7 protein-coding genes are annotated in these 12,737 nt (G+C 72.1%); 5 read left to right on the top strand and 2 right to left on the bottom strand.

The features are described 5' to 3' along the window. Positions 1–13 precede the first annotated feature (13 nt). The 3 genes from AC5WAM_RS24045 to pth all read left to right on the top strand — a co-directional run bounded on the left by AC5WAM_RS24045 (position 14) and on the right by pth (position 2,463). Positions 14–1,003: a ribose-phosphate diphosphokinase gene (locus AC5WAM_RS24045; RefSeq protein WP_366791544.1), complete on the top strand. Its 990-nt coding sequence runs from the start codon at positions 14–16 to the stop codon at positions 1,001–1,003. 185 nt (positions 1,004–1,188) lie between these two features. After that, positions 1,189–1,776 (top strand): 50S ribosomal protein L25/general stress protein Ctc, encoded by a 588-nt coding sequence (locus AC5WAM_RS24040; RefSeq protein WP_366791545.1) that lies wholly within the window; start codon positions 1,189–1,191, stop codon positions 1,774–1,776. Positions 1,777–1,866: 90 nt separating this feature from the next. Next, on the top strand, positions 1,867–2,463 hold the full coding sequence (gene pth, locus AC5WAM_RS24035; RefSeq protein ID WP_366791546.1) for an aminoacyl-tRNA hydrolase: 597 nt from the start codon (positions 1,867–1,869) through the stop codon (positions 2,461–2,463). 189 nt (positions 2,464–2,652) lie between these two features. Here pth and AC5WAM_RS24030 read toward each other — a convergent pair whose 3' ends face one another. Next, entirely contained in the window at positions 2,653–5,907 is a 3,255-nt protein-coding gene (locus tag AC5WAM_RS24030; protein WP_495518769.1) for a hypothetical protein, read from the bottom strand. A 134-nt stretch (positions 5,908–6,041) separates the two neighbouring features. Continuing rightward, positions 6,042–8,804: a phosphoenolpyruvate carboxylase gene (gene ppc, locus AC5WAM_RS24025; RefSeq protein WP_495518768.1), complete on the bottom strand. Its 2,763-nt coding sequence runs from the start codon at positions 8,802–8,804 to the stop codon at positions 6,042–6,044. 311 nt (positions 8,805–9,115) lie between these two features. Here ppc and AC5WAM_RS24020 point away from each other — a divergent pair, with 311 nt between their 5' ends. Together AC5WAM_RS24020 and AC5WAM_RS24015 are read left to right on the top strand one after the other, a co-directional pair. Further along, the gene (locus AC5WAM_RS24020; RefSeq protein WP_366791548.1) at positions 9,116–10,129 is read left to right on the top strand and encodes an acyl-CoA desaturase; all 1,014 of its coding nucleotides are present in this window, start codon (positions 9,116–9,118) and stop codon (positions 10,127–10,129) included. Further along, complete coding sequence (locus tag AC5WAM_RS24015) at positions 10,126–10,845, top strand: TetR/AcrR family transcriptional regulator (protein ID WP_138960154.1); 720 nt, start codon at positions 10,126–10,128, stop codon at positions 10,843–10,845. The genes AC5WAM_RS24020 and AC5WAM_RS24015 overlap by 4 nt, the downstream gene beginning before the upstream one ends. Positions 10,846–12,737: the final 1,892 nt, after the last annotated feature.

The following is a 12,737-nucleotide window of genomic DNA, read 5'->3' as shown; positions in this document are numbered from 1 at the left end:
AGGAGACAGTGCTGTGACCGGGATCAAGACGACCGGCGAGAAGAAGTTGATGTTCTTCTCCGGCCGCGCCCACCCCGAGTTGGCCGAGGAGGTCGCCCACCAGCTGGGCATCGGCGTCGTACCGACGAAGGCCTTCGATTTCGCCAACGGCGAGATCTACGTGCGGTACCAGGAGTCGGCACGTGGCGCGGACTGCTTCCTGATCCAGAGCCACACGGCTCCGATCAACAAGTGGATCATGGAGCAGCTGATCATGATCGACGCTCTGAAGCGGGCCTCCGCGCGGAGCATCACCGTGATCGTGCCGTTCTACGGCTACGCCCGTCAGGACAAGAAGCACCGCGGCCGTGAGCCGATCTCGGCGCGTCTGGTGGCGGACCTGCTGAAGACGGCGGGCGCGGACCGCATCGTCTCGGTGGATCTGCACACCGACCAGATCGTGGGCTTCTTCGACGGTCCGGTCGACCACCTCTTCGCGCTGCCGATCCTCGCGGACTACGTGGGTGCGAAGGTCGACAAGGACAAGCTCACGGTCGTGTCCCCGGACGCGGGCCGGGTGCGGGTGGCCGACCGCTGGTGCGACCGTCTGGGCGCGCCGCTGGCGATCGTGCACAAGCGTCGTGACAAGGACGTCGCCAACCAGGTGACGGTCCACGAGGTGGTCGGCAACGTCGAGGGCCGGGTGTGTGTCCTGGTCGACGACATGATCGACACCGGTGGCACGATCTGTGCGGCGGCCGACGCGCTGTTCGCGCACGGTGCCGAGGACGTCATCGTGACGGCGACGCACGGTGTGCTGTCGGGTCCGGCGGCGGACCGGCTGAAGAACTCGAAGGTGAGCGAGTTCGTGTTCACGAACACGCTGCCGACGCCGAACGAGCTGGAGCTCGACAAGATCACGGTTCTTTCGATCGCTCCGACCATCGCCAACGCGGTGCGGGAGATCTTCGAGGACGGGTCTGTGACCAGCCTCTTCGAGGAGCAGTCGGGTCCGACGGACTGAGTCCTGCTTGATCGTTTTGGGTGCGGCCTCCCTGCCGAGTAGACTGGTGAAGTTGCTCGGCGAGGGATGCCGTACGCGTTTGTTCCAAACGTGGGTACGGCGGTCCGTTATCGACGCGCTCTTCGTAGCAGGCCAGTCGTATGGCCGGGTGACGCATCCGTTCACCTTTCTACGAGGAGTGCTTCATGTCTGAGGTCAAGCTCAGCGCCGAGTCCCGGTCCGAGTTCGGCAAGGGCGCCGCCCGCCGCATCCGCCGCGAGAACAAGGTTCCCGGCGTCCTGTACGGCCACGGCACGGACCCCGTCCACGTCACGCTGCCGGGTCACGACCTGATGATCGCCCTGCGTACGCCGAACGTGCTGCTGTCCCTGGACATCGACGGCAAGAGCGAGCTGGCCATCCCGAAGGCCGTGCAGCGTGACCCGCTGAAGGGCTTCATCGAGCACGTCGACCTGCTCCTGGTCAAGCGTGGCGAGAAGGTCACCGTCGAGGTTCCGGTGCACACCGAGGGCGAGCTGGCCGCCGGTGGCAACCTGCTCGAGCACGTGCTGTCCACGCTGCCGATCGAGGCCGAGGCCACGCACCTCCCCGAGGCCGTCACGGTCTCCATCGCGGGCCTGGAGGCCGGTGCCTCCATCCACGCCAAGGACATCACGCTGCCCGCCGGTGCGACCCTGGCCGTCGACGCCGACACCGTGGTCCTGCAGGTCCTGGCCGCGCAGGCCGAGGAAGCCCCGGCCGAGGGCGAGGGCGACGCGGCCGCCGAGGCCTGAGCCGCGTTCTCAAGGCAGTGACAACCGCCGTCCAGCGCCCCGGCGCTGGGCGGCGGTTGGGCTGTGAGCAGCGATGGAGGAGACACCCAGATGACGACCGACCCGAGCGCTCCCTGGCTGGTCGTGGGGCTCGGCAACCCCGGGCCCGGCTACGCGATGAACCGGCACAACGTGGGCTTCATGGTCGTCGACCTGCTCGCCCAGCGGATCGGCGGCACGTTCAAGCGTGCCGGCAAGGCCCAGGCGCAGGTCCTGGAGGGCCGTCTGGGGCCGATGGGTCCCGGCAGTCGCCGTGTCGTCCTCGCCAAGCCGACGTCGTACATGAATCTGTCGGGCGGTCCGGTGACGGCGCTGCGCGACTTCTACAAGGTGCCGACGGCGAACGTCGTCGCCGTCCACGACGAGCTCGACATCGACTACGGCACGCTGCGGCTGAAGCTCGGTGGCGGTGACAACGGGCACAACGGTCTGAAGTCGATGACCAAGGCCATGGGGTCCGACTACCACCGGGTCCGCTTCGGCATCGGCCGCCCGCCGGGGCGGATGCAGGTCGCCGACTTCGTGCTGAAGGACTTCTCCTCCGTGGAGCGCAAGGAGCTGGACTACTTCGTGGACCGGGCCGCGGATGCGGTCGAGTGCCTGGTCGTGGAGGGTCTTGAGCGGGCCCAGGGCACGTACAACTCCTGAGCGGTGGGGGGCTCTTCTCTCCCGCCCTCCCGCCCGTGCGGCCCCGGTTGCCCGGCTCGGCCCCGGCCTGGCGGCTTTCCCGCCGTCGTCCGGACGTTCCCCCGCCCACCCGCCCCCTTTCGGGGCGGGTGGGCGGGGTCTTTTTCAGCCCGGGGTCCGGGGGGTGGGGCCTCTCTGGTCGGGCTCAGCTCACAGGTGGCCCTGTTCCTCCCGGCGCCTGCGGGCGATCGCCGCGAGGAGCGCGCCTGCCGCGAGCAGTGCCGCCGCGATCCCGGAGGCCAGCCACGCTCCCCCGGACCCGGTGTCCGGCAGCGTCGGCGGCCGGGTCGACTCGGAGGGCGAGGGCGAGGGCGAGGGCGACGGGGGTTCGGTCGGCTCGGACGGCGACGGTGACGGGGAGTCCGACGGGGACGGCGAGTCAGACGGAGACGGCGAGTCGGACGGAGACGGCGAAGGCGAAGGCGAAGGCGACGGGGAATCCGAGGGCGACGGGGAGGGAGACGGGGAGTCCGACGGCGAAGGCGAGGGAGACGGCGAATCCGACGGTGAGGGCGACGGAGACGGCGAATCCGACGGAGACGGCGAAGGCGACGGGGAATCCGACGGGGACGGCGAAGGCGACGGGGAATCCGACGGGGACGGCGAGGGCGACGGCGAGTCCGACGGCGACGGGGACGGTGACGGCGAGTCCGACGGCGAGGGCGACGGCGAAGGCGAGTCCGACGGCGAGGGCGACGGCGAAGGCGAGTCCGACGGCGAGGGCGAAGGCGACGGGGAATCCGACGGCGACGGGGACGGCGACGGAGCCGGTTGGATTTCGTCGACGACCCAGGGGGCCTCGGTGGCCAGGAGGCCCCGCGTGGAGCCGTCCGGCTGGCGGCGGTCGCCCGCGATGGCGATCTTGTTCCAGGTGCGTTCCCCGCCCTCGAACGGCTCCCCGTCCGGGGAGCGCTCCGGCACCTCCATCAGCCAGCGCAGCGTATAGCGCTCACCGGCGGAGAACACGTGCCCGTCGAAGTCGAAGCGGATGGAGCGGATCCGGCTCCAGTCGGTGACGTCGTCGGCGGGGACGAAGGAGGGGTCGGTCTCGCCGCCGCACTGGAAGGGGGCGCTCTTGTCGGGGGTGTTGTCCATCTCGGGGCGGCAGGGGTCGGGTTCCTCGGAGTAGGTGATGGTCACGGGGGCGCCGCCCGCGCCGATGGGTCCGGTGAGGGTGGGGCGCCACTGGCTGGTCACGTCGTCCTCGTAGCGGCCGCTGGTGACGCCGTAGGTGCCGGGTGCGGGCAGCAGGTCGTAGGCGACGACGTTGGTGAGGTCGGTGTTGCCCATGTTGCCGAGGACGGTGCGGTATTCGACGGTGCCGCCGATGGTGGACTGGCCGACCTCGTCCTCCTTGCCGGGGACCTCCGCGGAACCCTTGAAGGCGTCGTCCTTGTCGCCCTTGACCTCTTTGGTGACGAACAGGGCGGAGGACTCGGCGATGGCGAAGTCGTCGGTGGCCTCGGCGACGTTCTCGGTGGTGTCGCCGTCGCCGTCGATGTCGTGGGTGTCGGTCCTGCGGGTGTTGATGGGCCGCTCGGCGTCGTAGAGCCCGGCGCGGTTGCCCGCGTAGTCGGCGCTGTCGGGCGAGCCGCCGTAGGTGCCGCTGGCGACGCCGGGTTCGACGGTGGTGCGGAACTCGTATGTGCAGGAGGAGTCGTCGGCGGGGATCTCGGCGCCGGGTTCGGCGGTGAGTTCGACGCGGGTGCGGCCGTCGGGGCCTTCGGAGACGGTCTCGGTGAAGCGGTCGGCGGCGGGGCAGTAGTCGGGCTGGCCGTCGGCGAGGGTCCAGGAGCCCTTGTCGTAGGCGAGCTGGCGGGGGACGAGGTCGACGAAGCGGGGGCGCAGCGGGGAGGAGCCGGTGCGGTAGCGGTCGTTGCGGAGGGTGACGGTCCAGGTGTGGCTGCCGCCGGGGCCGACGGGGGTGGGGTCGGTGGACTTGGTCAGCTCGGGCTGGGAGACCTCGGGTTCGATGTGGAAGCTGGTGCAGGACTCTTCTTCGGCGGTGCCCGCGGCGCCGGTGAGGTTCAGGCGGGCGCAGTTGTCGACGTCGCCGCTGCCGCCGGGGAGTTCGCCGGCGTCGGCGGTGCCGCCGATCTGGGCGATGAGGCTGGCGCCCGCGGCGAGGCCGGGGACGTCGACGCGTACGGACACGAGGTCGCCGAGGCGGCTCAGGTCGATGGTCTGGCCGCTGGGGGTGATGGTCTCGGTGGTGCCGTCGCGGCGGGTGACGAGGACGGTCCAGTCGCCGGTGTAGGCGCCGCCGGAGGGGGTGGAGAGGCTGAGGGTCCGGGGGGTGAAGCCGGTGGGGAGGGTGTCGCTGAGGCGGGCGTCGGCGGGGTCGGTGCCGGTGTTGGCGAAGCGCAGGACGTAGGAGACGCGTTGGCCGTCGGCGGCGAGGGGGGTGTCGACGGATTTGTCGAGGGTGCCGGAGACTTCGCCGCCGCCGGTGCCGACGACGGTGTCGGCCGTGTCGGACTTGGTGATCTCTTCGGTGCCGGGGCCGAAGGGGTCGCCGCTGATGGTGGCGGTGTCGGTGAGGGTGGTGCCGTCGGCGACGCCGTCGCGCACCTTGACCCGGATTTCGTGGACGACGCCGTAGGGGTAGGTCTTGACCTGGGCGAGCTGGTCGCCGGGGCGGTCGGGTTCGGTGTCGACGGGCCAGCTGAGGGTGCGGGTGTCAGGGTCGTAGGTGTATCCGGCGGGGGTGGCGTCGACGAGGTCGACGCCTTCGGGGAGGACGTCGGTGAGGACGGCGTGCTCCAGGGCGAGGTTGCCGCGGGGGCGGTTGGCGTTGCGCGGGTCGTTGGTGGCGGTGACCTTGTAGGTGATGGTCTCGCCGGGGCGGGCGCGGGAGGGGCCTTCCTTGCGGACGGCCGGATTGGGTTCGGCGGTGACGTCGACGACGGCGTCGTCGGTGCTGGGGGTGCCGTCGCCGTTGGTGGCGGTCGCGGACATGGTCGCGCGCTGGTCGCCGGGGGGTGTCCAGTAGTCCTCGGTGGGCCAGCTGACGGTGAGCTGTGAGCTCTGGCCGCTGGCGATGGAGCTGTAGGTGACGGTGACGCTGCCGTCGTCGTGGGCGGTGACGCCGGTGACGCCGGGCGGGTACGGCTGGGAGATCACGCCTTTGCCGGAGGCGCCGGGGGGCGGGGTGAAGGTGACGGTCACCGACTGGCAGTCTCCGGGGATGGAGCACTGGATGAAGCCGTTGTAGGTGACGTGGTCGCCGGACGGCACCGGCGTGGTGCCGGGGTCGAGGCGGACGCTCATGCGGGCGTCGGCGCGGGCCGCGCTGTCGTTGGGGACCAGGGCGAGCGCCGCGAGGGCGGTGAGCAGGACGGCCACCGTGGCGCCGAGCGCGCGACGGTACCGGTGGGCGAGGAGGACCACAGCACTTCCGACCACGAGGGGACCTGAGGACGGGTCAACTGTGGGGTGGCCGTGTGCGCTTCCACCGCTACGACAAGGCGTTAAGCGCACTTTTCACCTGAAAGGCCCCGAACCGCACCGGTTCGGGGCCTTTGGGTCGTGCGGTGGGGTCAGCCGGTGTTGCGCAGTCCGGCGGCGACGCCGTTGACGGTGAGCAGCAGGGCGCGGGCGAGCAGCGGGTCGGCTTCGCCGCCGTCGGCGGCCGCTTCGCGCTGGCGCTTGAGGAGGGCGACCTGGAGGTAGGAGATCGGGTCGAGGTAGGCGTCGCGGATGGCGAAGGTCTGGCGGAGCACGGGCTGGGCGTCGAGGAGTTCGTTCTCGCCGGTGACGCGGAGGACCTCGCGGACGGTCAGCTCGTGTTCGGCCTCGATGGTGGCGAAGACGTGCTTGAGGTCGTCGGGCACGAGGGAGTCGACGTAGTGCCGGGCGATCCTGAGGTCGGTCTTGGCCAGGGTCATCTCGACGTTGGAGATGAAGTTGCGGAAGAAGTGCCAGTGCTCGTGCATCTCTTCCAGGACGGTGTCCAGGCCCGCTTCGCGCAGGGCCTTGAGGCCGGAGCCGACGCCGAACCAGCCGGGCACGATCTGCCGCGACTGGGTCCAGCCGAAGACCCAGGGGATGGCGCGCAGGCCGTCGAGCGAGACGCCCGAGCCGGGGCGGCGGGAGGGGCGGGAGCCCAGGTGCAGGTCGGCGAGCTGGTCGACCGGGGTGGAGGCGAGGAAGTAGGTCGGCAGGTCCGGGTCCTCGACCAGCTTGCGGTAGGCGGCGTGGGCGGCGTCGGAGACGACGTCCATGGCGGCGTCCCAGCGGGCGAGGGCCTCGTCGGACTGGCGCGGGGCGGTGTGCAGGGCGGAGGCCTGGAGGGTGGCGGCGACGGTGAGTTCCAGGTTCTCGCGGGCGAGCGAGGGCACCAGGTACTTGTCGGAGATGACTTCGCCCTGCTCGGTGACCTTGATCTCGCCTTCGAGGGTGCCCCAGGGCTGGGCGAGGATGGCGTCGTGCGAGGGGCCGCCGCCGCGGCCGACGGTGCCGCCGCGGCCGTGGAAGAGGCGCAGGCGCACGCCGTAGCGGTGGGCGACGTCGCGCAGGCGGCGCTGGGCGCGGTGGATCTCCCACTGGCTGGTGGTGATGCCGCCGAACTTGGAGGAGTCGGAGTAGCCGAGCATGACCTCCTGGACGTCGCCGCGGAGCGCGACCAGCCTGCGGTACGACGGGTCGGCGAGCATCTCGTCGAGGATGACGTCGGCGGCGCGCAGCTCGTCGGTGGTCTCCAGGAGCGGCACGATGCCGATCTTGGCCCAGCCGGCGTGCAGGTCGAGCAGGCCGGCCTCGCGGGCGAGGACGGCGGCGGCGAAGACGTCGTCGGCGCCCTGGCACATGGAGATGATGTACGACTCGATGACCTCGGGGCCGAAGACCTCCAGGGCCTTCCGCACGGTCTCGAAGACGCCGAGGGTCTTGTGTCCTGCGGCGTCGAGGGGCGCCGGGGACGGGGCGAGCGGGCGGCGCGACCTGAGCTCCTTGGCGAGCAGCTTCTGCCGGTACTCGCGCGGCATGTCGGCGTAGCGCCAGGACTCCTCGCCGAGCCGGTCGAAGAGCTGGCCGAGGGCGTGGTGGTGGGCGTCGGCGTGTTCGCGTACGTCCATGGTGGCGAGCTGAAGGCCGAAGGCGGCGAGGGTGCGGATGGTGCGGTTCATGCGGCCGTCGGCGAAGAGGGCGCCCTTGTGGGCGCGCAGCGACGTCTGGATGAGCGTGAGGTCGTGCAGGAGCTCGGTGGTGCCCAGGTAGTCGCGGCCGGGTTCGTGCGCGGTGCCCTTGGCCAGGCGCTGCTTGGTGTTCTCCAGCTTCTGGCGGACGCAGGTGGCCTTGAGGCGGTAGGGCTCTTCGGCGTTGAGGCGCTTGTAGCGGGGGCTGATCTCGGGCAGGCGCTCCAGGTCGGCCTGGAGGGAGGCGAGGAGTTCCTCGGTGGCGCCGGTGTAGCGGATGGAGTTCGACAGGAAGCTGCGGAGTTCGTCGATGGTGTCGAGGGCGTCGTTGATGCCGTGCTCGTGCTGGAGGATCAGGACGTCCCAGGTGACGTCGGGCGTCACGTTGGGGTTGCCGTCGCGGTCGCCGCCGATCCAGGTGCCGAAGGTCAGCGGGCGGGTGCCTTCGGGCAGCTGGACGCCGACGCGCTCCAGTTCGGCGGTGAGGTCCTCCAGGACGTCGCCGACGGCTCCGGCGTGCAGTTCGTCGAGGTAGTAGATGGCGTTGCGGGCCTCGTCGGCGGGCTCGGGGCGGACCACGCGCAGTTCGTCGGTCTGCCAGACGAGGTCGATGTTCTCGGCGAGGCGGATGTCGTGGCGGCGCCGGTCGGAGGGGATGACCGGGGTTTCCAGGAGCTCGGCGACGCGGCGCAGCTTGTTGAGGACGGAGCGGCGGGCGGCCTCGGTGGGGTGGGCGGTGAAGACCGGGCGCACGTTGAGGTGCTCGACGGTCTGGCGCAGGTGCTCGGGGTCGGCGTCCTTGAGCCGGTCCGCGGTGCGGGCGAGCAGGCCGCCCTCGGCGGCGCGGCGGGCGCGGAGCTCGCGGCCGCGGTGCACCTGCTCGGTGACGTTCGCGAGGTGGAAGTAGGTGGAGAAGGCCCTTACCAGCTTGGCGGCGGTCTCCAGCTCGGTGCCGCCGAGCAGCTTGGCGGCGGCCTCGCCGTCCTCGCGGGTCAGGCGGCGGACCTTCTCGACGAGGTCGAGGAGCTCGGGGCCTTCCTGGCGGACGAGGGTCTCGCCGAGGAGGTCGCCGAGGCGGCGGATGTCGGCGCGCAGCTCGCTGGTGGCCGTGGTCGTCGCGGTGCTCGCGGCGGCCTGCGGGGCGGTCTGGTCGTCGGCACTGCTCACAGGTGCGGCTCCTTGCGGTGAATCCCGGCCCTCGCGGGGAGGTGGGAGACGGTGGGCACGTCTGGGAGGGGTCCCGGTGGGTGAACCGGGGGAGATAACAGAGCGGACCGCGCTGTCCGACCGATCCAAGGATAGGTGTCGATGCGTTCCAGCTGTCTCGCGGCCTCTTGCCGCCGGGCCGCGCGCTGCGATACTTACGTGCCCGTAGGTTACGGTCCCGTAGGCGCGGCATGCGCCGGCCGCGGCGCGGGCACTCGCTCTCATGGCACATGGCCTGCGCACACACCCTCGACCCCCCAGGGGAACGCCCAATGACCACAAGCCCCGATGTCATCGAAGAATCTCAGGGGGCGCCCGGCGGCGCCCCGCTCCCGTCCGCGACGCTGGGCGGCGAGCAGAAGGGTTCCCTGGAGCAGATCACGCTGCTCCTGTTCATCGCCGTCCCCTTTGTCGCCCTGGTCGCGGCGGTGCCGCTGGCCTGGGGGTGGGGGGTGAGCTGGCTCGATCTGGGTCTGCTCGTCTTCATGTACTTCGTGGGCTGTCACGGCATCACGATCGGTTTCCACCGGTACTTCACGCACGGCTCGTTCAAGGCCAAGCGTCCGCTGCGGATCGCCCTCGCGGTGATGGGTTCGCTCGCGGTCGAGGGCCCGCTGGTGCGCTGGGTGGCCGACCACCGCAAGCACCACAAGTTCTCCGACGCGGAGGGCGACCCGCACTCCCCGTGGCGGTACGGCGAGACGGTGCCCGCTCTGATGAAGGGCCTGTGGTGGGCGCACATCGGCTGGCTGTTCGACCAGGAGCAGACGTCGCAGGAGAAGTACGCGCCGGATCTGATCAAGGACCCGGCGATCCGTGCCGTCTCGCGTCAGTTCGTGCTGTGGACGCTCGTGTCGCTGCTCTTCCCGCCGCTGGTCGGCGGCCTGGTGACGATGTCGTGGTGGGGCGCGGTCACGGCGTTCTTCTGGGGCTCACTCGTCCGGGTGTCGCTGCTCCACCATGTGACGTGGTCCATCAACTCCATCTGCCACGCGGTGGGCAAGCGGCCCTTCAAGTCCCGTGACCGCTCGGGCAACGTGTGGTGGCTGGCCGTCCTGTCCTGCGGCGAGTCCTGGCACAACCTGCACCACGCCGACCCGACGTCCGCGCGGCACGGTGTGATGCGGGGGCAGATCGACTCCTCGGCGCGTCTGATCCGCTGGTTCGAACAGTTCGGCTGGGCGTACGACGTGCGGTGGCCGTCGCGGTCCCGGATCGACGCGCGCCGCAAGCCGGCCGACGCGATCGATGCCCCTGGCAACCGTCAGGCCGCTGACGCGGCATGATGGAACACGTGGCGACCGACTCCAGCACTCCGGGCACGAAGGGCTCCTCCCGGGCCCCGAAGAGCCCGTCGAATTCGAACAACGACAAGCCCCGGCGTACCCGCCGGACCCGTATGACCGGCGCCGAGCGCCGCGAACAGCTGCTGGACATCGGCCGCACCCTGTTTGCCGCCAAGGGCTTCGAAGGCACCTCCGTCGAGGAGATCGCGGCGAAGGCCGGCGTCTCCAAGCCGGTCGTGTACGAGCACTTCGGCGGCAAGGAGGGCCTGTACGCGGTGGTCGTGGACCGCGAGATGCGGCAGCTCCTCGGCATGGTGACGGGGTCCCTGACCGCCGGGCACCCGCGGGAGCTGTGCGAGCAGGCGGCCTTCGCCCTCCTCGACTACATCGAGGAGTACACGGACGGCTTCCGCATCCTGGTCCGCGACTCCCCCATCCCCCAGTCCACGGGCTCCTTCGCCTCGCTGATCTCCGACATCGCGACGCAGGTCGAGGACATCCTCGGGCAGGAGTTCAAGACCCGCGGCTTCGATCCGAAGCTGGCGCCGCTGTACGCGCAGGCGCTGGTCGGCAGCGTGGCCCTGACCGGGCAGTGGTGGCTGGACGTGCGCAAGCCCAAGAAGGCGGAGGTGGCCGCGCACCTGGTCAACCTGGCCTGGCACGGTCTGGACGGCCTGGAGCCGAAGCCGCGCCTGATAGGCCACCGCAAGGCCTGACGGCGGGTCGCGAGCCCCCCCCCCACCGCCACCGCGGCGGGGGCCTCTTCCCTCAGCGGGGGCCGTCCCTGTGCCCAGCAGGGGCCGTCCCCGTGCCCAGCAGGGGCCGTCCCCGTGCCCAGCGGGGGCCGTCCCTGTGCCCAGCGGGGGCCTCTCCCCGCCCAGCGGGCGCCTTTCCTCCCAGCCCAGCGGGGCCTCTCCTCCCACCCGCCCACCCAAAACTCCCCCGCCTCGCGAGGCCAGGCCCCGCCGCGGAACGTCGCCCCCGGGCCCACGATCCCGCGGCCACCACGGCGGTTCCCGTCCCACCCGCCCGCCCAAAGCTCCCCCGCCTTGCGACGCCGAACCCCGACGCGAAGCGCCGCCCCGGGCCCACGATCCCGCAGCCACCACGGCGGTTCCCGTCCCACCCGCCCAAAACTCCCCCGCCGTGCGACGCCGAACCCCGACACGCAGCGCCCCAAGGCCGACGACCCCGCGGCTAGCGCGGCGGTTCCTCTCCCACCCGCCCGAAACTCCCTGGTCCAGAGCGCGGGACGCTTGCCGTCGGTGCCTCACGCTGCTGCCCGGTGACACGGGGCTTGCGCTGCGCGCCGCCGCGCGGTCCCACCCACCCGCCCCCACCGGGTGAGGCTCCCCCGATGGGAACTCCCTGCCCTTGCGAGGCCAGCGTTTCAGCGCGGGGCGCTACCGCGGCGGACGGCTTCGCGGGCCCGACCCTGACGCGGAGCGCTTGCCGGTAGCGCCCCCAGACCCCTCCCGTGCGGGAGCGGGCGGTGGGACCGGCGCTGGCTTCCCACGGCCCGGCCCCGACCCGGAGCGCCTGCCGCTGACGCCCCGCCAATCTCCACCCCAGGCTGCGCACCGCCTGCCTCCGGGGCAGGGCGCGTGCCAGTCGGCCCCCAGACCCCACTCTGGGCGGGAGACGGGCGGCGGGCCCGGCCCCGGCTTCCCACGGCTCGGCCCCGGCGAAACGCCTGCCGCTGACGCCCCACCAACCTCCGCCCCAGACTGCGCACGGCCTGCCACCAGGACGGGGCACGTGCCAGTGGCGCGCCCAGACCCCCGTCCCGGGTGGGGGCGGGCGGTGGGACCACCCCGGGCTTTCCACGGCCCGGCCTCGGCGCGGCACGCCTGCCGCTGGTGGCCCGCCAACCTCCGTCCCCGGCTGTGCAGGGCCTGCCTCCAAGACGGGGCACCTGCCAGTAAGCCTCCAAATCCCCACCCGGGGCGGGGGCGGGCCGGGGGGACCACCCCCGGCATCGCACAGCCCAGCCCAGCCCCCCTCCCGGACGGGACCGGGCGGTGGGAGCGCCCCCGGTTTTCCACGGCCCGGCCCCGGCGCGAAACGCCTGCCGCTGACGCCCCGCCAACCTCCATCCCAGGCTGCGCACGGCCTGCCTCCAGGGCGGGGGCACCTGCCAGTCAGCCGCCCAGCCCCCCCCCACCCCAGGCGGGGGCGGGCGGTGGGACCACCCCCGGCGGCGCACAGCCCTGCCCCGGCACAGCTCGGCCTGCCGGTGCTGCCCTGTCGCCCAGCCCCGGCGGCACGGGGCCGCGCTGCGCGCCGCCGGGGCAGGCCCACCCGCCCGCCCCCACCGGGCCGAGCCGGGCGGGACCACCCTCGACGTGCGAAGCCCGGCCCCGACGCGGAACCCTTGCCAGTGACCGCCCCGGGCCCGGGCTGCTCAAGCCCCATCCGGGCCCTCGCGGCCGCTGCCCCAGCGACCCCACCCGGGCGGGTGGCGGGACTGCCCCCCGCCCCGGGCCGCCTGGCCTCGGCGGAGGCGCTAGCGGCCGGTGTCCTCCATCGCCCCGCTGTCCTGGGTGCAAAGCAGGGCAGAGGGGATGGGGCCGCCCCGGCGTACCAGTGGCGGCCATGGCCCCCGAGG

Source organism: Streptomyces sp. JLYT201 (genome assembly GCF_059448825.1).
Note: the sequence above shows the minus strand (reverse complement) of the source record. Positions and strands in the feature narration are given on the sequence as shown.